This window comes from Winogradskyella sp. MH6 (genome assembly GCF_022810765.1).
GTDB lineage: Bacteria > Bacteroidota > Bacteroidia > Flavobacteriales > Flavobacteriaceae > Winogradskyella.
The window spans coordinates 1,277,574-1,301,060 of sequence record NZ_CP094494.1 but is presented as its reverse complement, the minus strand read 5'-3'; the positions used below and the strand labels follow the sequence as shown (position 1 = coordinate 1,301,060).

16 protein-coding genes are annotated in these 23,487 nt (G+C 33.4%); 11 read left to right on the top strand and 5 right to left on the bottom strand.

What is annotated here, in order from left to right; genetic code table 11:
* Window positions 1-30: 30 nt before the first annotated feature.
* Both MST30_RS05830 and MST30_RS05825 read left to right on the top strand, forming a co-directional pair.
* Window positions 31-774 (top strand): prolipoprotein diacylglyceryl transferase, encoded by a 744-nt coding sequence (locus MST30_RS05830; protein ID WP_243473445.1) that lies wholly within the window; start codon window positions 31-33, stop codon window positions 772-774.
* Window positions 764-2,158: a radical SAM protein gene (locus MST30_RS05825; protein ID WP_243473444.1), complete on the top strand. Its 1,395-nt coding sequence runs from the start codon at window positions 764-766 to the stop codon at window positions 2,156-2,158. Before MST30_RS05830 ends, MST30_RS05825 begins: the two co-directional genes overlap by 11 nt.
* A gap of 454 nt (window positions 2,159-2,612) precedes the next feature.
* Here MST30_RS05825 and MST30_RS05820 read toward each other — a convergent pair whose 3' ends face one another.
* Complete coding sequence (locus MST30_RS05820; RefSeq protein WP_243473860.1) at window positions 2,613-3,857, bottom strand: M28 family peptidase; 1,245 nt, start codon at window positions 3,855-3,857, stop codon at window positions 2,613-2,615.
* A 59-nt stretch (window positions 3,858-3,916) separates the two neighbouring features.
* On the opposite strand from MST30_RS05820, the gene MST30_RS05815 reads away from it, so the two are divergent.
* Entirely contained in the window at window positions 3,917-5,023 is a 1,107-nt protein-coding gene (locus tag MST30_RS05815; RefSeq protein ID WP_243473443.1) for a TolB family protein, read from the top strand.
* On the opposite strand, the gene MST30_RS05810 is transcribed toward MST30_RS05815, so the two are convergent.
* Window positions 5,020-7,425: an outer membrane beta-barrel family protein gene (locus tag MST30_RS05810; RefSeq protein WP_243473442.1), complete on the bottom strand. Its 2,406-nt coding sequence runs from the start codon at window positions 7,423-7,425 to the stop codon at window positions 5,020-5,022. The genes MST30_RS05815 and MST30_RS05810 overlap by 4 nt on opposite strands.
* A 154-nt stretch (window positions 7,426-7,579) precedes the next feature.
* On the opposite strand from MST30_RS05810, the gene lepA reads away from it, so the two are divergent.
* From lepA to MST30_RS05790, 4 genes are all read left to right on the top strand, one after another.
* Window positions 7,580-9,376 carry a translation elongation factor 4 gene (gene lepA, locus MST30_RS05805; RefSeq protein WP_243473441.1) on the top strand — a complete coding sequence of 599 codons (1,797 nt, stop codon included), beginning with the start codon at window positions 7,580-7,582 and terminating at the stop codon, window positions 9,374-9,376.
* Window positions 9,377-9,420: 44 nt separating this feature from the next.
* Window positions 9,421-10,056 carry a response regulator gene (locus MST30_RS05800; RefSeq protein WP_243473440.1) on the top strand — a complete coding sequence of 212 codons (636 nt, stop codon included), beginning with the start codon at window positions 9,421-9,423 and terminating at the stop codon, window positions 10,054-10,056.
* Complete coding sequence (locus tag MST30_RS05795; protein ID WP_243473439.1) at window positions 10,034-11,851, top strand: sensor histidine kinase; 1,818 nt, start codon at window positions 10,034-10,036, stop codon at window positions 11,849-11,851. The genes MST30_RS05800 and MST30_RS05795 overlap by 23 nt, the downstream gene beginning before the upstream one ends.
* Before the next feature lie 250 nt (window positions 11,852-12,101).
* Window positions 12,102-12,854, top strand: a complete 753-nt coding sequence (locus MST30_RS05790) for a hypothetical protein (RefSeq protein ID WP_243473438.1) — start codon at window positions 12,102-12,104, stop codon at window positions 12,852-12,854.
* A gap of 323 nt (window positions 12,855-13,177) precedes the next feature.
* On the opposite strand, the gene MST30_RS05785 is transcribed toward MST30_RS05790, so the two are convergent.
* Window positions 13,178-15,007 (bottom strand): cation:proton antiporter, encoded by a 1,830-nt coding sequence (locus MST30_RS05785; RefSeq protein WP_243473437.1) that lies wholly within the window; start codon window positions 15,005-15,007, stop codon window positions 13,178-13,180.
* A 113-nt stretch (window positions 15,008-15,120) separates the two neighbouring features.
* Between MST30_RS05785 and MST30_RS05780 the strand changes: the two genes are divergently transcribed.
* The 4 genes from MST30_RS05780 to MST30_RS05765 all read left to right on the top strand — a co-directional run bounded on the left by MST30_RS05780 (window position 15,121) and on the right by MST30_RS05765 (window position 20,366).
* Window positions 15,121-15,981 (top strand): MBL fold metallo-hydrolase, encoded by an 861-nt coding sequence (locus tag MST30_RS05780; RefSeq protein ID WP_243473436.1) that lies wholly within the window; start codon window positions 15,121-15,123, stop codon window positions 15,979-15,981.
* A 16-nt stretch (window positions 15,982-15,997) separates the two neighbouring features.
* The gene (locus tag MST30_RS05775) at window positions 15,998-17,605 is read left to right on the top strand and encodes a S8 family peptidase (protein WP_243473435.1); all 1,608 of its coding nucleotides are present in this window, start codon (window positions 15,998-16,000) and stop codon (window positions 17,603-17,605) included.
* A 79-nt stretch (window positions 17,606-17,684) separates the two neighbouring features.
* A complete protein-coding gene (locus MST30_RS05770; protein WP_243473434.1) occupies window positions 17,685-19,493 on the top strand; it encodes a M1 family metallopeptidase in 1,809 nt (602 codons plus the stop codon).
* Window positions 19,494-19,496: 3 nt separating this feature from the next.
* On the top strand, window positions 19,497-20,366 hold the full coding sequence (locus MST30_RS05765; RefSeq protein WP_243473433.1) for a zinc-ribbon domain-containing protein: 870 nt from the start codon (window positions 19,497-19,499) through the stop codon (window positions 20,364-20,366).
* Window positions 20,367-20,379: 13 nt separating this feature from the next.
* On the opposite strand, the gene MST30_RS05760 is transcribed toward MST30_RS05765, so the two are convergent.
* Together MST30_RS05760 and MST30_RS05755 are read right to left on the bottom strand one after the other, a co-directional pair.
* Window positions 20,380-21,570 carry a succinylglutamate desuccinylase/aspartoacylase family protein gene (locus MST30_RS05760; RefSeq protein WP_243473432.1) on the bottom strand — a complete coding sequence of 397 codons (1,191 nt, stop codon included), beginning with the start codon at window positions 21,568-21,570 and terminating at the stop codon, window positions 20,380-20,382.
* Window positions 21,571-21,573: 3 nt separating this feature from the next.
* Complete coding sequence (locus MST30_RS05755; protein ID WP_243473431.1) at window positions 21,574-23,418, bottom strand: glutamate-cysteine ligase family protein; 1,845 nt, start codon at window positions 23,416-23,418, stop codon at window positions 21,574-21,576.
* Window positions 23,419-23,487 lie beyond the last annotated feature (69 nt).

The window sequence follows — 23,487 nt, the reverse complement described above, 5'->3', positions numbered from 1 at the left end:
TGACTGTTCATAACATCTAAATTGTTACGATTGGAAATTCCTTTTGAACCTTTAGTCTTAGGATTTAAAATTAACATTCATCTAATCCTTGAATATTTAGCCTTCTTTTTAGCATTTAGATATTATTTATACTTAAGAAAACGTAAAACCGATTCCATTACAACTTCTAATCGATTGTCTATAATACTTGGCGCTGCTCTTGGAGCATTAATTGGATCAAGAGTTGTTGGCCTATTAGAAAATCCTACTATAAAGTTTTCTCTGGAAAATTTTATTCAAATATTAAATACCAAAACCATTATGGGCGGATTGTTTGGTGGTTTACTTGGTGTAGAGTTGGCAAAAAACATCATAGGAGAAAAACAGTCGTCTGGCGACCTATTTGTGTTTCCAATTATCTTAGGAATTTTTATTGGTAGAATTGGATGTTTTTTATCTGGAGTTAACGAGTTTACTTATGGTAAAGAAACAACATCAGCCTTTGGAATGGATTTGGGTGATGGACTAATGAGACATCCCACATCTCTTTACGAGTTAATTTTCTTGATTATTTTATTTTTCGTTTTAAAAAAGATTCAGAAAAAAGTTCTGCTAAAAAATGGTGACTTGTTCAAAATATTCATGCTTAGCTATTTTGGGTTTAGGTTTTTTATTGAATTTTTAAAACCCAATGTGTTTTATGTATTTGGGTTGAGTAGCATTCAAATTTTATGTGTAATTTGTTGGTTGTATTATTCAAAATTCATCATTCAAAAACTAAAAAATGCCTACTAGAAAATATACCTATTACGATTTCACTTTAAGCTTATGCCCAGAGTGTTTGCAGCGTGTTGATGCAAAAATTGTGTTTGAAAATGGTAATGTATATATGCTAAAACGCTGTAACAAACATGGCAACAGTAAAGTGTTAATTGCTGATGATATTGAGTATTACAAAAACATTCGCAACTACAACAAACCTAGTGAAACACCTTATACATTTAACACCAAAACACACTATGGTTGCCCATACGATTGTGGGTTGTGTCCAGACCATGAACAGCACAGTTGCCTAACGGTAGTTGAAGTAACAGACCGTTGTAATTTAACTTGCCCAACTTGTTATGCTGGTTCTTCGCCAACCTATGGTAGACATAGAACTTTAGACGAAGTTAAAACCATGCTAGACACCATTGTAAAAAATGAAAAAGAGCCAGATGTTGTACAAATTTCTGGAGGCGAACCAACAATACACCCACAATTTTGGGAAATCTTAGATTATGCAAAATCATTACCTATAAGGCATTTAATGTTGAATACCAACGGAATTAAGATTGCAAAAGATATCGCTTTCGCGGAACGACTGAAAACCTACGCGCCAGATTTTGAAATCTATTTGCAGTTTGACTCTTTTGAAAATAATGTATTGCAAGAATTACGAGGTGCCAATTTAAATGACATTCGTAAACAAGCATTAAAAAACCTTAATGACTTAAACCTATCTACTACATTAGTTGTAACACTTCAAAAGGGATTAAATGATAACGAAATAGGAAAAATTATAGACTTTGCATTACAACAAAAATGTGTTAGAGGTGTTACGTTTCAGCCTACACAAATTGCGGGACGATTAGAAAATTTTAATCCTGAAACGGATAGAATGACACTTACGGAAGTACGTCGAAAAATTTTGGAACAAACTTCTATTTTTAATCCAGACGATTTGCTTCCTGTACCTTGTAATCCTGATGCGTTGGTTATGGGATATGCTTTAAAATTAGATGGGGAAGTCTTTCCATTAACGCGTTACATTAACCCAAACGATTTGTTGGACAATAGTAAAAACACCATAATTTACGAGCAAGATGAACAGCTTCACGGAAAAATGATTGAACTTTTTAGTACTGGAAACTCTGTTGAGGTTGCTGAAGAAAATTTAAAGTCGATTATGTGTTGTTTACCAAATATAGAAGCCCCTAACCTTAGTTACGATAATCTTTTTAGAATAATAATTATGCAGTTCATTGATGCTTATAATTTTGATGTAAGAGCAATTAAGAAGTCTTGTGTTCATATAGTAGATAAGGACAATAAAATTATTCCGTTCGAAACCATGAATTTGTTTTATAGAGATGATAAAAAGAAACGACTAGAAGAATTAAGAAAAGAAATTATATGATTATTTTAAACTCTGGTAGTGGCTGGGAATATTTAATATTTATAGCAATATTCTTAGGAATAATTGTACCTGTTGCGTTATTCATTGTTGGCCTAGTTCAATTGAGAAAAAACCATAAAAGAGGAAAAACTATTCTAATAATAGCAACCGTATATTCTATAATTAGTTTTGGATTATGTGGAGGTTTTGGATTCTAAATTAGCTTAAGTATATGGTATTAGAGTTAGAAAATTTAGATAGTTTAATAGCGCTTATTGTAGCTATAATGTTTGGACCATCTATAATCCTCACAATAGTTGGTTTAGCTCAATTTAGAAAAAACAAAAAAACGGCTAAAATTCTGTTCATTATTGCCACAGTTTACCTAATTGTTAGTCTAGGTATCTGTGGAGCCTTGATAATTGGATAGCAGCACTAAAAAGAGCATACTATTGTTTTTTCTCAGTAACTATTTCTAAAAATTCACTTTTGTATCAATGGTCTCCTCACCACGTTTAACAGTTATAGCCGCTTCATCTCCTTTTTCAAAAACAGATAAAGCTCGCATATAACTCATCATATCTGTTATTGTACTGTCTCCCAGTTTCACAACTATATCGCCTTTTTGTAAACCTGCATTAAATGCTGGTGTTTCTTCTCTTGTGCCATCAATACGCATACCTTCTCCATCATATAAATAGTCTGGCACAACACCTAATCCCACCTTAAATCGCGGTGTTTCTTCGCTTTCGTTTTTAGTTTTTCTGAAGACTAGCTCTCCATTATCGTCTAAATCTGAAATGATATCAAAAATGTAATCCGAAATTAGGTTCATTCCTTCATAATTCAACTTCTCTGAATCGTCGGCTGGTTTATGGTAATCTTCGTGCTGACCAGTAAAGAAATGCAATACCGGAACATCTATAAGATAAAAAGACGTATGATCGCTTGGTCCTACTCCACTTTCATTTTCAACCAACTTAAATTTGTCATTATTTGATTTTATAGTTTGCTTAAACATCGGAGATGTTCCTAAACCATATACCGCTAAAGTGCTATCTGCTTTTAAGCGTCCAACCATATCCATGTTGATCATGTAGTTTATAGATTTAGCATCGATAGTTGGATTTTTAGAAAAATAGTTTGAACCCAATAAGCCCATTTCCTCTCCGGAAAATGACATAAATAAATAGTTGTTTTTATCTTTTATTTCAGCGTTATCGTTCTTGACTTTTAGACGCTCGGCTAAATTTAGCATTACAGCAACACCACTTGCGTTATCATCTGCACCGTTGTGTACAGCTTTTTCTTCACCTCTGTAAAGTGAGCCTTCTCCACCGTAACCTAAATGGTCGTAGTGCGCACCAATTACAATGGTTTTCTCTGCATTGTTGTTAATAAAACCTATAACATTATTTCCGGTTATGGTGCTGTCTGCATTGGTTGTAAACTCCACTTCCTTATGAGGGTCTGTTTTTGGTTTAAATGAAAACGATTGTAAATAGCCTTCGGTTCCTTTTGCTTCTAGACCTATCTCTTTAAAACGTTTAACAATATATTCCGATGCTTTTTTCTCACCTTCAGTTCCGGTTTGGCGACCTTCTAGCTTGTCATCAGCTAAAAAGTAAACATCTTCTTTAATATTATTTTCTGCAACCTTAGGCGCTTCCTTACAAGCAAACATGCTTACTAAAAGAAACAAAAACACTATATTTTTCATCACTAAATCTTATTTTTGCAAAATTAAGTATTAATGCCCATATATTATAATTATATATCATGAACAGACTTACTGTTATTCTTGTTATTTGTATTTCGATTTTATCTTGTAAAAATGACAAAAAATCGTCTGAGACAGATGGTTATTCTGGAGCTACAAAGATGAATGAATCTTTGATTTATCCTGAAGAAACTAACTTTAAAACTTTACGACAAGTTACTTTTGGAGGCGATAATGCTGAGGCTTATTGGAGTTTTGATGACAAACAATTGGTTTTTCAGTCTAATAGTGCAAAATGGGGAGTTAATTGCGACCAAATGTTTTTGATGAATGCAGACGAAACACTTTCAGACAGTATTGCGCCACCAATGGTAAGCACAGGAAAAGGAAGAACCACTTGCTCTTATTTTTTACCAGATAACAAGCACATTATTTATGCTTCAACACATTTGGGTGGTGATGAATGTCCTGACGTTCCTGTTAAAGAAAACGGTAAATATATATGGCCAATCTATGATACTTACGACATTTTTGTTTCTGATTTGGAAGGAAATATAGTAAAGCAATTAACCTTTGAAGATGGTTATGATGCTGAGCCAACAGTATCTCCTAAAGGTGACAAAATTGTATTTACATCTACCAGAAGCGGAGATTTAGAACTGTACACTATGAATTTAGATGGTACAGACGTAAAACAAATTACTAACGAGCTTGGTTACGATGGTGGAGCATTCTTTTCTCCAGATGGAAGTAAGCTTATTTTTAGAGCATCTCGCCCAAAAACAGAAAAAGAACAAAAAGAATATAAAGATTTATTAGCCAGAGGTTTAGTAGAACCAAGTGACATGGAACTTTTTATATGTAATGCCGATGGTAGCGATATGAGACAACTGACGGATTTAGGAAATGCCAATTGGAGTCCGTTTTTTCATCCAAGTGGAGAAAAAATATTATTCTCTTCTAATTTTGAAAGTGAAATAGGGTTCCCATTTAATCTTTATATGATTGATATTGATGGGAAAAATCTAAAACGAGTAACACACGGCAATACCTTTGAGGCTTTCCCTGTGTTTTCTAATGATGGTAAATATTTGATCTTTTCTTCTAACCGAAATAACGGTGGTACAAGAGATACTAATTTGTTTATTGCCGAGTGGCAAGATTAGTTTAGGTCTTTTAATCTATCGCGTTCTTCTTCTGAGGTTCTACGTTCGTTAGTATTAAGTTTTGTGTTTCCAAATTTATAGCTGAAGCCCAACTTGATAAACCTATTGTCTGAATTTATAAATCTTGTACTTGATTGATTGAGATAGTTAATAGACGCATCGTAATCTTGCATATTAAAAATATCCTCTACGCTTAAAGATAATACTGCGTTGTCTTTTAATAAAGATTTTGAAATACTAAGTGTTGATATTAACCTATCTTCTACAGTTTGCAAACTCTGAAGATTTCTTCCAACCCACCAAAATGTAGCATTAATATTTAAACTATTATCTTTAAGAAGCGACAAACCAGGAGATAAAATAAACAACTGAGACCATTGGTTTTGTTTAATAAAGCCTTCTCCAAAATTTACTTCTTCTTTAACATTATAGGTAGAAGAAACAGCATAAATACTAAACCTGTTTGACAAATAATAATTAAACTCTAAATCAAAACCATAATCTACGCGCTTATCTAAATTGGTGGGCGTATAAGCTATAACGTTAGTTTCATTATTTTGTCTAGGCAATTCCTCTATTCCTCCATCGAAATTTAAGTAGTAGGCTGAAAGCGTAAAGTTCTTTAAAAAGTCTATACTTACCTTATAGTCATCAGTATAGGTTGGCAGTAAATTAGGATTTCCTAAAACCACAGTATTTTCATTTAGAAAAAAAGTAAATGGGTTTAGGTTTGTATAGCTTGGTCTGGTAATACTTCTTTTGTAATTAGCTGTAATACTTACATCATCAGAAATACTGTGTGTTAAACTGGCATTAGGAAACCAATTAAAGTAATCTTGTGAATTTGTTTCATTTAATGATATTGATGTCCCTTCAATATTGGTTTGTTCTACTCTTAATCCAATATTCATATTCCATTTATCCCAAGTCTTGCTATAGTTGGTGTAGGCAGCATAAACATTTTCGTCATATTTAAAAGCATCTGAATTCTCCATATTTACCACCTCGTTGCCATTAATGATATCTATTCTTGTTATATCACTATTAGTGTTAACGTTAGAATATTTTACACCAACATCGAAAATTGACGTTTCGGTGATTGGTAAACTATAATCAATCTTGCCAGTAATAATTTGAGTGTCTTGATTTGCAAGGGTGTTAAATTGAGAATCATTACTATCTATAGGTTCGTCTTGAAACACATTTTGTTTACGCTCATAATCATAGATTGTGTAATGAGCGTTAAAAGTTAAACTCGATTCATTTTTAAAATCATGCTTAAAGATGACATCTGTCCCAATATTGTACTTATTATCTCTAGACAAGTTATCTGCCATAAAGCTTGATGAGAAATTATTATTAGCATCAAAAATATTGGTATTGTTATTAATTTTGTATTTAAAATATGGCGTATACAAACCTGTGCTTGTAAGGCTTAATGTGTTGCGTTCGTCAATAAAATAATCAAAATTAAGATTAAGATTATGGGTTTCTGACCAGGTGTTTCTATTCACATTAGATTTCCAGATTTCATCAATATCTCCATTATTATTCAAATAATTTACGGCATCATCCTGATCTCTGTTAATCTTTTGATTGGTGTAGCTGTAGTTTAAGTTTAGATTAATGTCGTCATTTTTAAAATAATGACTAGTGCCTGCATTGTACCTTGGAAATACTCCTTGTGTATAATTTGTAAACACATTTCCTCTATAGCCTGTTACCAAATTTTTACTCATTACAATATTTATTACCGAACCGCTATCTGCATCGTAACTCGCTGGTGGGTTAGTAATAACCTCAACTGATTTTATACTGTTAGCAGGCGCGCTTTCTAGCAATTGCATTAACTCATCTGATGTTAGCTGTACTCTGCGTTCATTAATATAAATTGCTGCTGGTGCACTTTTAATATTAATACCTCCCTCACTTACAATGATACCTGGCGTACTTTTAAGAACACCAAGCGTAGACCCTTCTACCAGCGCTGTATTTTCAACATTAAAAACTAAGCGATCTGGTTTTCTAGTGATTGTTGGTTTCTTGGCAACAATAGTAACTTCGTCTAAACTTTCAGGTGTCTCGTTAAGAATTATAGTTTTTAAGTCTAAGTTTCCTGTGAGTACAATTTTTTGCTCAAATTCTTTGAGTCCAATAAAGCTTACTTTAAGATAATATGTGCCTTTTGATAGGTTAACCAAATTAAAATAGCCGTTGTCATCTGTTGACGTTCCTATTAAAAACTCTCTTTCTTCCCCCTGTAAAAGGATGACATTAGCCAATTCAATTGCTGTATTTTCAGCATCAATTACCTTACCTAAAATGGAGAAATTCTGAGCATAAGCACCAAATGAAAGCACAAAAAGAATTGTGCAAAAAAGAGAACGTAGGTAAACAATCATTAGTTAGGTTTGTATCCGCAATATAAACATTGTTTTTTACTTTATATTATGGTTTTTGCGTAGTTTATCGGTGTTTAATTGTTATTTTTTGTTGTTATAAAGCATAAGAAATCGATTATATTTGCACACTTAATGTCGCTTTAGAAAAAGAGAAATGAAGAATATTCGCAATTTTTGCATCATTGCACATATAGACCACGGAAAAAGTACACTTGCTGATCGATTGCTCGATTTTACAGGTTCTGTAACCGATAGAGAAAAGCAAGATCAGTTGCTAGACAATATGGATTTAGAGCGCGAGCGCGGCATTACCATAAAGTCTCATGCTATTCAGATGGAATATAATTACAAGGGCGAACAATATATTCTTAACCTTATCGACACTCCTGGTCACGTAGATTTTTCATACGAAGTTTCTCGTTCTATTGCTGCTTGTGAAGGTGCTCTTCTTATTGTTGATGCGGCACAGAGTATACAGGCACAAACCATTTCTAACCTGTACTTGGCTTTAGAAAATGATTTAGAAATCATTCCTGTTTTGAATAAAATAGATTTACCAAGTGCTAATCCTGAAGAAGTAACCGATGATATTGTAGATTTATTGGGCTGCGATCCTTCTGAGGTTATTCCTGCCAGTGGAAAAACAGGTCTTGGTGTAGAAGATATTTTAGAGGCAATCATTGAGCGTATTCCTGCTCCGCAAGGTAATCCTAACGAGCCTTTACAAGCGCTTATTTTTGATTCGGTTTACAACCCTTTTAGAGGTGTAGAAACGTATTTTAGGGTTATAAATGGCTCCATTAAAAAAGGGCAAAACATTAAGTTTATTGCTACTGGTAAAAACTATTTTGCTGATGAGGTAGGGACTTTAAAACTTACGCAGGTAAAAAAACAAGAAATTAAAGCTGGTGATGTTGGGTATCTTATTACAGGAATTAAAGATGCTCGTGAAGTAAAAGTTGGTGATACAATTACCGATGCAAAGGAGCCAACTAAAAATGCTATTTCTGGTTTTGAGGATGTAAAACCTATGGTATTTGCGGGTATTTACCCTGTTGATACTGAAGATTATGAAGAGCTACGTGCCTCTATGGAAAAACTTCAGCTTAATGATGCGTCCTTAGTATTTGCACCTGAGAGTTCTGCGGCCTTAGGTTTTGGGTTCCGTTGTGGTTTCCTTGGTATGCTTCATTTAGAAATTATCCAAGAGCGTTTGGAACGTGAGTTTGATATGACAGTAATTACTACTGTACCAAACGTAAGTTACCATGCCTTTACCAACAAAAATCCTGATGAGATTGTTATTGTTAACAATCCATCAGATTTACCAGAACCTTCAACATTAAACCGTGTTGAAGAACCTTACATTAAAGCTACCATCATTACTAAAGCTGACTTTGTTGGTCCTGTAATGAGTCTTTGTATAGAAAAACGTGGACAAATCACCAACCAAACCTATTTAACAACTGAGCGTGTTGAATTAAGCTTTGATATGCCCTTAGCGGAGATTGTATTCGATTTTTATGATCGCTTAAAAACAGTTTCTAAAGGTTATGCGTCTTTTGATTATTCGCCAATTGGTATGCGCGCTTCTAAGTTAGTACGAGTAGATATCTTATTAAACGCGCAAACTGTGGATGCCCTTTCAGCCTTAGTACATGCGGATAACGCTTATACTATTGGGAAAAAGATGACCGAAAAACTAAAAGAGCTTATACCAAGACAACAATTTGACATTCCAGTACAAGCTGCAATTGGAGCAAAAATTATAGCTCGTGAAACCATTAAAGCACTTCGTAAAGATGTAACTGCTAAGTGTTATGGTGGTGATATTTCGCGTAAACGTAAACTTCTAGAAAAGCAGAAAAAGGGTAAAAAACGTATGCGCCAAGTAGGTAACGTAGAAATCCCTCAGCAAGCATTTATGGCTGTTTTAAAGCTTAACGATTAATTCTTAATTTCTTTTTAGTATCTTGTTTGGTAGGTTTTTGTCTTATGAAAAGCCAACCAAAAAAAATACTCATCTGTGAAGACCATCAAATTGTTATTGATGGCTTGATTTCAATTTTTGACAATCAAAACGATTATACTGTTTTAGATTATGTCAAAGATGGTGATTTAGTTTTGTCAATTGTCAAGGAAAAATTACCAGATATTCTTCTTCTAGACCTTAATCTACCAAATAAAAATGGTCTGGATATACTTAGTGATATTAAGCTTCTCAACTCTGAAATAAAGGTAGTAATACTTACTATGTACAATAAAGAAAGTATTGTAAAAAAAGTGAAGCAATGTGGTGGTGATGGTTTCTTGTTAAAAAATTGTTCTTCAGAGGATTTGCTTAAAGCCTTAGATAGTGTTTCTGAAAAGAAAACCTTTTATATTGGCAAAGGTGTAACCATTACTATTAATGAAACCGATGGTTTTACAGAAAAAATAAAACTTACGCGAAGAGAAAAAGAAATTATAGCAGAGCTGATAAAAGGCTATAATGTGCCACAAATTGCGAAAACCTTGTTTATTAGTCCTCATACTGTAGAAACACACAAAAAAAATATTTTTAAAAAGCTTAATATTCATAACTCAATAGATCTAATAACTTTTGTAAATGAAAAGAATTTGCTTTCATAAACTGGTTTGGAGTTTATTGTTTTTGGCCTTGAGTTTATTTTTTAAAATTAACGCCCAAAATGTGGATACGCTTTATTTGGGATCGGGTTTTCAAAAAGAAAACATTAGGCTTTTTTCAAAAGTAAACGGACTAAAATCTAACAATCGAAGTAACTTTTTCTATTTCGGGTTTGAAAAGGAATATAATACCGTAGAATTCTGTGTAAAAAACACAGAAAACAATAGTAAAGATTTGGTGTTAGAGTTTACCAACGCCTTAATTAGAGGCATAGTTCTGTTAAAAAAAAGCAACCTGTTGTTTCAGCCAATTGACAATACTGGTATTGATTATCCAGTGTCTAAAAGACCTATCGCGCATAGGCTTTTTGCGTTTCCGATAAAGCTAAAACCCTATGAAGTTGCCACCTATAAAATTGAACTAAAGAAAGAATCGGGTAAGCCTTTGGTAACTACTATTTTCTTGAAGGGTTTTCAGGCCTTTAGTAAGCAAAATTCCATTCAACAAACTATAATTGGCATCTATTTTGGCATCAGTGTTTTATCAATTTTGTTCAGTGTGTTTGTCTTCTTTATTTTAAGAAAGGGCAGCTACCTCATTTATGCGCTCTACATTATTTTTCTTGGCCTATTTATAAGTGCTTATACTGGTATATTTTCTCAAATATTTTTGAGCGAAAATGATGTTTTCGATAAATACAAACACTATGTTTTGTTCAGTGAAATATCGCTATTGCTCTTTGTCGTTTTTTCACAAAAAATTCTAGAAACCAAAACATTTATGCCTAAGCTTAAGAAAGCGGTAGATGTGTTACTAATAATTCTTGTATCGGTTAGGTTGTTGATACATTTTGCTTTTACAGGTGTTTTCGAGAAATATATTCAAGTATTCATGAATCTTTGGTACGTCATATTTATAGTAATGCTCGAACTGGTTGTTATAGAAATTGTAAAATATTTTAAGACTAATTTTAAAAGGTCTTCTCTTTTTGCCTTTGCTTATTTGTTCATGATAATTGGAGTGTGTACTACAATCCTTTATCATAGTTATGGTCTTATAAACACCATGATCTATGGATTGCCTATTCTCTTTTATTCGTCATTTTTAGAAATTATTTTTCTAACCTTTACAATAATCTATATGGTAAAGAGTATATATGATGAACGCAATTCTTTATCAGAAAAACTCATTGTCGAAGAAAAAAAGAACCTTACTGCTTTTATACATGGAGAAGATAAAGTAAGAAAGCGCATCAGTAAAGAATTGCACGATAATATTGGCAGTCAATTGGGCTATCTAAAGCGTTTTATTTCCGAAAAGCTCAACGACAATGCTATAAACGATGCCATTGACACCATTTGTAATGATATAAGAAATTTGTCTCATGAAGTATCCCCTTCGGATTTAACCTTTATTGGTTTTGAACATGCTGCTTCAGATTTAGCAAATAGCCTATCTAAACAAACATCGCTTACCCTAGACTTTAGCAGTTATAATTTTCCGAAACAACTCGACGAAAATCTAGAAACACAACTGTATCGTGTACTACAAGAAGCCATAAATAACATTATTAAACATGCTGATGCAACACACATAAATATTCAGCTTGTCGGTCATGAAGACTATTCGAGTATTATTATAGAAGATAATGGAAACGGTTTTAATTTGAATAATACGAGTCTTGGTTTGGGTCTTAAAAATATGACATCGAGAATCAATCAAATAGGAGGAACCTTAGAGATTGATTCGGTAATAGGAAAAGGCACTTCTATAAATATTACGTTTCCTAATATTTAAATCTACCTGAATTCTGGTATTGAATTAATTCTTTTTCAGGCTTAGTTTTATCTTTTGCTATTAATCAATCTCATGATAAAAAATCATCAAGATGTATGTTTTAAATTGATTATTATCTTGAGGGTAGAGGCTTTTATATATATAAAAGCCTCTATATTTTTATACAAAGTCAAATATACCTGAACTCTGGTATTGTTCTTAAGGGTCCTCTTCTCCTAGTTTTACTGATGTCAATTTAAAACCATGTATTATGAAAACAAAACTCTCATGTGTATTAGGTATAGCTATACTGCTTATATGCACAAAACTCAATGCGCAATCAGAACAGTTTACTGACTTTAATCTAGATAAAAAGGAGATAACTTCGGGCGATTTCATTACCCTAGATACAGAGTCTATTCTTGAAGATTTTAGAACTCAATTGGAAAACCGACTTGAACTTAGTGAAAAATTCAATGAACAAGTCAGCCCAAACGACATTGTATTTGCAATGCAGATGTTAGGTGTTGGAGCTGGTTTGGGGTTGGGTGAAGATGAAACATTATGGTGCTTACAAGCAGCTTATTATTACAGGTTAAAACTTTTTCAACGCTCTGCTCTATATGGCTCTTTAGGTATTGATTATAATGGGGCAAGTATTGGTGATCAAACACAAAATTTATTCGGGTTTCAACTAGGTCTAATGATGTTTCAAACCATATCGGCATTGAATGAAGTCCGTTTAATTTATGGGTTGCTTGGTGGCTATGGTTTTGGTAGCGAGAAATTCAACGGTTTTACAACTGATATCACAAGAATTAACGTTGCCTTGGTGGCTGGCTTTCAGTTAATGTTAGCTGCTCGGTGGTCCTTAGCTATACAAACGAACATTGTGGCACATAATAGGTGGACATATAAACCCGAAAGTGGAGGTGAATTTAAAAATGACTTTACTAATTTTTTCTTCAATAAAAACAATTTGCTCACTTTATCCTTAATTTTTCATTTAAAGAAAAGGCAATAAGCTTGTAAAGGCTACAAACTAAAATTCACAAATTATGAAAACAAAAATTATTTAATTAACCCCTACTTTTAGTTTAATTGTAAGTGCCTCATCAGGAAGTCATCTAAGAGGGTTAGATGCTGTTACAAAAACCTAAAGAAGTTAGTTTATATAATCATAATTTGTGAGAGACCCTTATCGCATCAATCGATGGATAAGGGTTTATCGTAAAACTATCACAATTTGCGAGTGGGTAAATTCGTGTTTAAAAAGATTTACAAGATTAATCATTTATTAATTCAGTAGAGGTTTTAATTAACTTAAAATCTCACCTTTTTAAGTTTCTAGAATGGCTTTCCCAAATACACTAATCGACTTTTTGCATCAATTTCCTTTTCTACATCATCATCTAAAGAAGGAATAATGTGTATTTCGCCTTTACTTGTTTTAAGAAATAACGGAATTTGATCTTTATCAGATTTTATATTCTCTAAAATATTGTGGTAAGATTCTAAATCTGTTACTGTAACTTCATGTATCTCCGGATATTCTTCGGTTACTTCCATTAGATTATTAAAGTCATCGGATAGTGTAAATACTCCATCTTCTGGAGAAATAGAGCTATTCTCTAATTCAGCTTTAGAGGCCAACCTAAAAGAACCGTTTTCACCAAACTGAGCTCCAAATTTTTCTACTGCATAGCGGTTTATATCTGCGTTTCCTGTTAAAGCTAATAAATAACCTATGTCGTTAAACTCTACATTATCTTGTAATGTTTCAGAATAAATATTTTCAGTATGAGCTTCAATACCCATTTTTTCGGCTTCGCTAACGTTATTTTGGTTGCTGTCTACTAAAACGACATGTCGTCCGTTATCAATTAAATATTGAGCAACAAGACGAGAAACCCTCGACGCTCCTATTATTAAAATTCCCTCAGATTTTGATAAGAAAACTCCAGAGATTCTTGCAAACAAACGTGCGGTTGTGGCATTAAGTAACACCGTTCCTAACACAATCATAAACACCAACGGAGTAATATATTCTGCGCCAACAACACCTCCTGCGCTAAGCTTACTTCCAAAAAGTGATGCTATACCAGCAGCAACTATACCGCGAGGACCAACCCAACTGATAAACATTTTTTCGTTGGTTCTAAGTGTTGAGCTTTGTGCGCTGACAAATACCGCTAAAGGTCTTATAACAAACACTACAGCTAAGAATAACGCTAAAGTTTCCCAACGGTACAAAAGCATTAGATCTTGATAATTAATATTCGCAGCCAAGAGAATGAAAAGAATAGAAATCAACAATACGCTTAAGGATTCTTTAAAATAAAGTAGCTCTTTAATGTTGTCTAACTTGCTGTTTCCTATAACCATTCCCATTACAACCACAGCAAGTAAACCAGACTCGTGAGCAAAAATTTCTGACTCAATAAACACTAAAAGAACAACCGATAAGGACACCACATTAAGAAGATAATGTGGTATGAATTTTTTATTAATAGCAAATACCAGAGCATGAGCAAATGTAAAACCAAAAGTTGTTCCGAAGAGGATAATTTTACCAAACTCAATTAGTGCAGTTTTGGTAAATCCTGCCTCACCTTCAATAGAAATAAATTCAAATACCAATACTGCAACCAAGGCTCCTATTGGATCAATCAAAATACCTTCCCACTTTAACACTGTAGACACGTCGCGTTTCAAAGGTATATTTCTTAAAATTGGTGTTATAACTGTTGGTCCTGTAACAATAATTAATCCTGAAAATAAAAAAGATAATTCCCAGCTTAAACCAAATAAATAATGTGCTAACACTGCTGCGCCAAAAAAAGTAACAGCTGCACCTACTGTAATCAACTTAGTTATAACAGGACCCACATTTCTTATTTCGCTTCGCTTTAGGGTTAGTCCACCTTCAAAAAGAATAATACTAATAGCTAAAGACACAAAATAAAACAATCCCTCTCCTGGAAATAATCCTTTTTTTTGTTCTTCGTTCCAGATCGGTTCTATCCATTTTGTGCCGTCTTCATTTATAAATTCGGCTGCAATAGGTCCAACTAATAAACCTATAAGAATTAATGGTAAAATCGCTGGAATTTTAAATTTCCACGCCACCCATTGTGCTAATATCCCAAGAATAATTATGCCAGCTAATTCAACCATATCGTAGTTTTTAAAATCATTTCGAAAATAGCCTTTTTTTTATAACCGTAAAAATCCTAATAATTTCAAAAGGATATTCTGTTTTACAAGCTAATTTGGTAAATTGCGTAATTATGAAATTATACCCTATAAACGCAGGTAATTTTAAACTCGATGGAGGCGCCATGTTTGGTGTAGTACCTAAATCCCTATGGCAACGTACCAATCCTGCCGACAATAACAATATGATAGATATTGCGGCACGTTGTTTGTTAATTGAAGAAGGTGATCGATTAATATTGATTGATACAGGAATGGGAGACAAACAAAACGACAAATTTTATGGCTACTATTATCTTTGGGGAGATGACTCTATAGATAAGTCTCTTGCGAAATATGGCTTTAGTAGAGATGATATTACTGATGTGTTTATGACACACCTACATTTTGATCATTGTGGTGGTAGTATTCAATGGAACAAAGACCGAACAGGTTACGAGCCAGCATTCAAAAATGCACATTTTTGGAGCAATGCTGACCATTGGAAATGGGCAACCGAACCGAACCGAAGAGAAAAAGCATCTTTCTTAAAAGAAAATATTCTTCCAATGGAAGAGTGTGGGCAATTAAAATTTACCAACCTTCCTAATGATAAAATTTTAAAAAATTCTGCCTTAGGTTTTGATATTTTCTTTGCAGATGGACACACAGACAAACAAATGATTCCTATGATAAACTATAAAGGAAAAACCATTTGTTTTATGGCAGATTTGCTTCCAACTGCAGGGCATTTGCCATTACCATTTGTAATGGGTTATGATACAAGGCCATTACTAACCTTAGATGAAAAAGAACAGTTTTTGAACATGGCGGCAGATGAAAATTTTTATCTGTTTTTAGAGCACGATGCTCATAACGAAATTATAACTGTAAAACACACCGAAAAAGGTGTAAGACTAAACGAAAATTATACTTGTAAAGAAATATTTAATTAAAACTAAACATCAACAAATGAAATTTAACATTAAACCATTAGCGTACCTATTTGTTTCTTCAGCACTATTTATGGGTTGTGGTGGTACAGCAGATATTTTATCTACACCAGTAGAAAATATTGATACTTCTCCTCTAAAAGTTACAAAGTTAACTGAAGCCGAAAAGAAAAATTGGGGCCATTTAGATTTAGCAAAAGATACTATTCCGGGTATGGCTGTAGATAGAGCTTACGAGGAAATCATTAAAGGTAAAAAGGGTAAAAAAGTTATCGTTGCTGTAATTGATTCTGGTATAGATATCGACCACGAAGATTTAGACGATGTTATCTGGACCAACAAAGATGAAATACCAAACAACGGAAAAGATGATGATAACAATGGTTACATCGATGATATTCATGGTTGGAATTTCTTGGGTGATGCCTACGACGAGCAATTAGAATACGTGCGTATGATTGCCGCTAAGGATACCTCAAACCCAAGATATGATGAGGCTGTAGCTTTACAAGCTTCCGAATATGAAAAATATTTAGGGACTAAGACACAGTATGAGCAAATCTACCAACAAGTGGTTTCTGCAGACGAAACCTTAGCAAAGGTAACTGGTAAAAAAGATTATACTAAAGAGGATGTTAATGCTATAACTTCTGAAGATGCAGATGTACAACAAGCTAAAGGTATTGCACAATACATGTACAATAATGGTATTGAATCGATGGCAGATGCCAAAAAAGAAATTAATGAGGCTTTAGAATCTATTAATGAGCGTTTAAACTATCACCTAAACATTAACTTTTCTGGTAGAACTACTAAAGATGATATCAACAATTTATCTGATGTCGGCTACGGAAATGGTAATGTAAAACATGTAAAAAAATCTGAATCTCATGGTACACACGTTGCTGGTATTATTGCTGCCGAACGTAACAATGGTTTAGGTGCAAACGGTGTGGCAAATAATGTTGAGATTATGGCAATTCGTGTTGTACCTAACGGAGATGAGTACGATAAAGATGTGGCTTTATCTATTCGTTACGCTGTAGATAATGGCGCAAAAGTAATAAATGGTAGTTTTGGTAAATCTTTTTCACCACATAGCGATTGGGTAAGAGACGCTATTAAATATGCCGCAGATAACGATGTTGTATTTGTTCACGCTGCAGGAAATGACAGTAATAACATTGATGTAGAACCTAATTTCCCAGATGATAATGTAGACTTTGTTGAAGTATCTAACAACTACATTAGAGTTGGTTCTTTAACTCAAAATTATGGTTCTAAAATGGTTTCTGGTTTTTCTAACTACGGAAAGAAAAACGTAGACGTATTTGCGCCTGGTTCTTCTATATACTCAACAACTCCAGAAAACGAGTATGATTTTAAAGGTGGTACATCTATGGCAGCACCTGGTGTTGCTGGTATCGCTGCTTTAATTCGTTCGCAATACCCTAACCTATCTGCAGCTCAGGTAAAACAAGTTATTTTAGACTCTGGTTTACCTTTAACAACAAAAGTTGTTGTAGGTGGAGACGCTTCAAACGTAAAACCGTTTGCTGATTTATCTAAATCTGGAAAAATAGCTAATGCATACAATGCATTAATTATGGCTTCAAAAATAAAATAAATCCTTTTTAGGAATTCTATAAGGTAACTATTCTAATATATGATGGAATAGTTACCTTTTAATTTAAAATCATATACAAATGAAAAAATTGCTTCTTAATCTTACCTTTTTTGCTTTAGTGCTTTCGTGTGGTGCAACTGAGAACCCTATTAAAAATGCTCCAAAAACTATTGAAAACACCACTTCTTATGGTTACTGGCAACAGCATGTAAACTATACTATGGAAATTGATATGGACGTTAACTCCTATCAATACAACGGCAAACAAAAATTGGTGTATACCAACAACTCTCCAGACGTACTTAATCGTGTGTATTACCATTTGTATTTTAATGCCTTTCAACCAGGAAGCGAAATGGATGTAAGATCTAGAACTATTGCAGATGCTGACCCTAGAGTTGGAGATCGTATTAGCAAGCTTCAACCAGATGAAATAGGATATATAAAAGTAAAATCCTTAAAACAAAACGGTAAAACAATATCTCATGAGACTGTAGGAACAGTACTTGAAGTAAAGTTAGACCAACCGATTCAACCAGGAGAAAGTGTAACTTTTGATATGGATTTTGATGCTCAAGTCCCTGTTCAAATTCGTCGTTCTGGTAGAAACAACAAAGAAGGTGTTGCGCTTTCTATGGCACAATGGTACCCAAAGTTAGCAGAATATGATGATGAAGGTTGGCATGCAGATCCTTATATAGGTAGAGAATTTCATGGTGTTTGGGGCGATTTTGATGTAAAACTAACTATTGATAAAGATTATGTAGTTGGTGGTACAGGTTATATTCAAAGTGAAACCAAAGCTAAAAAAGGCAAAAAGACCGTTCATTTTAAAGCACCAAATGTTCATGATTTTACTTGGGCTGCAGATCCAGATTTTATTCATGATACATTTGAAATGCCTAATGGACCAACTTTACATTTTTATTATAAAAAGGATTTAGAACCTAAGTACATAGAAAACTGGAAAAAACTTCAACCAGATACAGCAAAACTAATGACCTATTTTAGTGAAAACATAGGACAATACCCTTACGACCAATATTCTGTAATACAAGGAGGTGATGGAGGTATGGAGTATGCCATGTGCACCCTCATTACAGGACAACGCAGTTATGGAAGTTTACTAGGTGTTACAGCGCACGAAATGGCGCACTCCTGGTTTCAGTTTTTATTAGCAACCAACGAGGCTAAGCACGAATGGATGGACGAAGGTTTTACAAGTTATATCTCTACTTTGGCCGAAAATGAACTTAGTAGTAACAAAAGTGATAATCCTTTATCATATACATACAGAGGTTATATTGGTTTGGCAAATTCTGGTTACGAACAACCTCTGACCACCCAAGCAGATCGTTATAAATATAACCAAGTGTATGGTGCAGCAGCCTATAATAAAGGTGGTGTATTTATTGCACAATTAGGATACGTCATTGGGCAAGAAAATTTAAACAAAACTATTAAAAAGTATTTCGAAGACTTTTCGTTTAAGCATCCTAAACCAATGGATTTTATCCGAACAGCTGAACGCATTACAGATTTTGAATTGGATTGGTATCTTATAGATTTTGGACAAACTACTAATACTATTGATTATGGTGTGAAGTCTGTTGAAGGCAATGCAATAACTCTAGAGCGTATAGGTTTAATGCCTATGCCAATAGATCTTTCTGTAACATACACTGATGGAACTACTGAAGAATTTTACATTCCGTTACAAATGATGCGTGGTGAAAAACCGACCTTAGCAACAATTATAGACGATTGGGCTTGGGCAATGCCAACGTATACATTTAAAGCTAAGAAAACAGTTAAATCTGTTGAGATAGATGCTTCAAAACTAATGGCAGATGTTAAGCGTGAAAATAATACGTTTACAGTAGAATAGCATATGATTGTTTTCTTTGGTTTAAGGTCTGCACGTATTGAGTCTCGTAAGTTAGATGCTAATACAACTTGCGAGCATTGCAATAGTGAAAATTCATTTATTGCAAGTGTTTATGGAAACTATTTTCATGTGTTTTGGATTCCGATTTTTTCAACTGGAAAGGCTATTGTGGTAGAGTGCAATCACTGTAAAAAAACATATCATTTAAAAGATTTATCTCCTGATAACCAAAAGGCTGTTCAAAATTCATTTAATGAAAACCCACCTAAAAAAGCAAAATGGCTCAATTTGGGCTGTTTTGTTATTCTGGGATTTGTGTTTTTATTTATATGCTTGGCCATATACTCAATAATACTCTCAAGTTTTAACGACGATTATGAAGATAATTATGATACGGATTATCCTACATATGAAGAGTCAAAAATTGATGGCGAAACAAATGATGATGAGTATGTTATTGAAAATCCAGATCCTAAATGGATTAAGACTTTAAAAAAAGACCTTCTCGAATCAGAGCTTTATCCCAATAAAGAAGAGGAACCTGTAAGTTATGCTCTACAGCAATGTTTAGACACTGAGACACTAGGATTAGGAGAAGACGATATTGGCTACTACTATGAAGTTAATGATGATGAAGTTTTAATACTTCTTCAACCTTGGAACCTGAGTAAATTAAATGAAAAAGAAAAAAATGCTTTCTATAAAAAAATTGACCATTGTTTGGATATCATCTTAAAAGATGAAAACTATAAACGCTTTATAGGTGTATATGATCAACATGAATTAAAAATGCAAAAGACTCCAAAGGGAATGGTAAAAGATAGCACAGCAAAAAGTTCGGAATTACTTAAAGAATTTTATGATAAAATTTAGCTATAAACCTGTTTTAATACCATTTTTCGTTCTTATACATAGATTTTTTAGCCACACGCTCTCTATTGTAAAGCAGCAAGTAATTTTTATCTATTTGTTTGTTTCTATATCCAAATAGGTGAAATATAGATTTTGCTAAAAATCGAGCAACTTTTAGATTGGCTTTTAGAATTCCTTTAGACTTATCGTACCATGTAATGCCTGGCAAAAAAGTTAATATTTGATCTGCTTTTGAGTTTCTTAAAAGTTCCGATAATTTTAAGAAGAATTGTGGAATAGCCTTAATAATAAAGAAGCCATCATTTCCAGATTTTTGATACAATGGCATAAAGAGTTTTGCCGAATAATTTGAGTAAATATCTTCACCATTAGAGCTTGCTAAAAGTGTCCCTTTTTTTATAGATTGAAAGCTTTCATAACCTTTAAGCATCTTAAAGTTTTCCTTTGGTTCAATATGATATTTATAAACAACCTCAAAAATTGAGTCAATGGATTTTGAAGCTTTTTTTAATTCATTTTCATACTTGTTTATCTTATCACTTTCTGGATTGAGCAAGTTGTTGGTATGATTTAAAACCAAATAAACAAAAGCCTCACAGCTTTTTATAGCTTGTGGATCGGTGTGCTGCCCAGATTCAAAACCAAGTGACACATAACCAAGGGTATTTAAATAACTTAAAAGTGGGCCTTCTAGATATTCTTCTATACCAAGCACCACAGGTACATTAAAACAGGCTGAAAATTTACGATTGATTAGAGCGTCATTTATAGTTATAAAAGGAAGTGTCTTGCTTGATGTAGTATGCAGGTCAATAAAATAAATAGGATTGTCTGTAGAGGCTAAAACACCTTTTATAAACTTGAATAAATCTATTTGTTCAAAAAGCTCATTTTCAGGATTCTCTTCTGTTTCTAATTGCTCAAGTTTTTTAGCTGTCCATAATCTATTTAGATCAAAATCTATAAAACGCCTATTAGCTTTAAGTGCTTTAATATTACCATAGACACCAAATATTTCTCCTCTAATATCATTTTTATTAAGCTTTGGTATTATGGTATTTAGTGCATTAACTCCAGCAAACTCATTACCATGTATACCAGCAAAAAAAACAACTGTTGCTCCAGGTTGTTTTCCTTTTATATGATGAAAAACCCTGTTTGAGGCTTCTAGTGTTTTAATATGTTCTTGTAGGTTAGCATTCATCTTTTAAAAATCACTTGAAGTTATAATACCAAGTAGCTCCTTATTTCTAATTACAGGCAAACAATTAATTTTATGTTTTTGCATTAAGTCTTTTGCTTTATTTAATGGCGCTTCTTGGGTTATAGTAATTAAATCCGTAGTCATAACATCCTTAACGCGTAGGTCTAAATCCTTATCTCCAAGTTTTATTAAATCTGTCCAGGTTAATAATCCTGTGAGCTCTTTCCTCTTGTTTATTACTGGTATATGGTGAATATTTTTCCATTGCATTATACTACTCACTAACTCTAAACTATCGTTTTGGTCTACCAATAACATTTTGGTGTTCATGTTGTGTTTTACGATTCGGCTGGCATCTATTTTTAAGTTATCATCTGGATTAAAAACATCCCATTGATCAACTGTTTTTTCTTCAAACTGATGCTTATACATATAAGCTGTTATATTCTGAAGCGCTTCGAAATTGGTTTTTGTTTTTTGAAGATTTCTATAATTATCAACCATCCATTGCGAGCCTGTGTGTGATTTAACGCGTGCTTCAATTACAGATAAATATTTTGAAATATCATTAGAAGTGATATTTGCTTTTTCCAACCCTTTTGTAGCCATTGGTAAAAGCTTACTTAAAATAAGATCTTGGGCAGAAATGAGTTTGTTATTCCATTTGAATTGTGTTTCTATGCCATTACGAGCCGCTTTAAAGAAGTTGCTTTTAACGTCTTTAAAATCCATCTTTTCGTGAATCTTGTTATACGCTTCTGATTGCCCAAGCATCAATCCTACCCAAAACACCATATTTGCAATCTCATCGGTTAGTGTTGGTCCTGCCGGAATATAGCGACACTCAATTCTAAGATGAGGTTTACCTCCTCCAACACCATAACAGACACGGTTCCATTTGTAAACTGTTCCATTGTGCAACTGTAATGCTCTAAGTTTTGGTATGTCTCCTTGTTCTAATTTTTCTAAGCTATCATCGTGCTCATCTGAGGTGAGTAAACTTCTAAATCTCGAAATATGATCTCTAAAAATGTCTGTAACCGTCCCTCTTTCCCAATCGGCACCAAAACTAACACGTGACTCTTTCTCGTGATGGATGAATGAATTTCTCCTAGTATCAATACTTTGGGTAAACAAAGCTATACGTGTTTCTGCCCACAATTCTCGCCCAAAAAGGATAGGTGAATTTGCACAAATGCTTAGCACTGGTCCTGCTATGGCTTGTGCCCAATTGTACTTATCTACAAACTCATCTGGATTGATTTGTAAATGCGTTTGAAAACTTGTATTACAAGCTTCTAGCATTACACAATCATGTATTAAATTAAGCTCATCAACACCTTTTATGTGTATATTAAAATGCTCTCGTCTTGAAGACTTTAGCGAATTGTTCAATACATGATATCTGGGTTTATCTGTTAAATAATTTTCAGCTATGTGCTTTAATCTTAAAGTTGGTAGAATACCTGTTAATACAATTTTAGAATTCTTTGACTTTGCTCCTTTTTTTGCTTTCTGAAGTAGCTCATTTAATTGTTGTTGTAAAAGTGAAAAACAAGCCCCTTTTAATAGCAAAGGATCTGAATTTATTTCAAGGTTATATTTTCCGATTTCTGTCGTAAAATGATTGTCGCTAATCGCTTCTAAAACTTCAATATTGTTGTTGTTAGGGAAAAATTGGTGGTTAGTAATGCAGAATTCTTGCTCTGCTCCAATTCTTATAGGTTCTTTCTCAATTAAATCTTGTTTAAGCATTATATCTAAAGCTTCTAGATCTCTAATAAGATGCCGAATATATAATGCCTTATCCTTGGGTCTTTTAAGTTGTTTTACGTCTAAATGTCCCATAATTACAAAGCTTAAATCAGATTTATCTTTGTAAGGTACTCTAAATAAAGCGCTTAAAATATGATTTTT

Bases quoted from the DNA above. Each gene is read 5' to 3' on its own strand.
- MST30_RS05800 (WP_243473440.1), top strand. From the start codon at position 9,421: ATGAAAAGCCAACCAAAAAAAATACTCATCTGTGAAGACCATCAAATT.
- MST30_RS05820 (WP_243473860.1), bottom strand. From the start codon at position 3,857: ATGAAAAATATAGTGTTTTTGTTTCTTTTAGTAAGCATGTTTGCTTGT.
- MST30_RS05790 (WP_243473438.1), top strand. From the start codon at position 12,102: ATGAAAACAAAACTCTCATGTGTATTAGGTATAGCTATACTGCTTATA.
- MST30_RS05775 (WP_243473435.1), top strand. From the start codon at position 15,998: ATGAAATTTAACATTAAACCATTAGCGTACCTATTTGTTTCTTCAGCA.
- MST30_RS05795 (WP_243473439.1), top strand. From the start codon at position 10,034: ATGAAAAGAATTTGCTTTCATAAACTGGTTTGGAGTTTATTGTTTTTG.
- MST30_RS05810 (WP_243473442.1), bottom strand. From the start codon at position 7,425: ATGATTGTTTACCTACGTTCTCTTTTTTGCACAATTCTTTTTGTGCTT.
- lepA (WP_243473441.1), top strand. From the start codon at position 7,580: ATGAAGAATATTCGCAATTTTTGCATCATTGCACATATAGACCACGGA.
- MST30_RS05825 (WP_243473444.1), top strand. From the start codon at position 764: ATGCCTACTAGAAAATATACCTATTACGATTTCACTTTAAGCTTATGC.
- MST30_RS05755 (WP_243473431.1), bottom strand. From the start codon at position 23,418: ATGGGACATTTAGACGTAAAACAACTTAAAAGACCCAAGGATAAGGCA.
- MST30_RS05785 (WP_243473437.1), bottom strand. From the start codon at position 15,007: ATGGTTGAATTAGCTGGCATAATTATTCTTGGGATATTAGCACAATGG.
- MST30_RS05815 (WP_243473443.1), top strand. From the start codon at position 3,917: ATGAACAGACTTACTGTTATTCTTGTTATTTGTATTTCGATTTTATCT.
- MST30_RS05765 (WP_243473433.1), top strand. From the start codon at position 19,497: ATGATTGTTTTCTTTGGTTTAAGGTCTGCACGTATTGAGTCTCGTAAG.
- MST30_RS05780 (WP_243473436.1), top strand. From the start codon at position 15,121: ATGAAATTATACCCTATAAACGCAGGTAATTTTAAACTCGATGGAGGC.
- MST30_RS05770 (WP_243473434.1), top strand. From the start codon at position 17,685: ATGAAAAAATTGCTTCTTAATCTTACCTTTTTTGCTTTAGTGCTTTCG.
- MST30_RS05760 (WP_243473432.1), bottom strand. From the start codon at position 21,570: ATGAATGCTAACCTACAAGAACATATTAAAACACTAGAAGCCTCAAAC.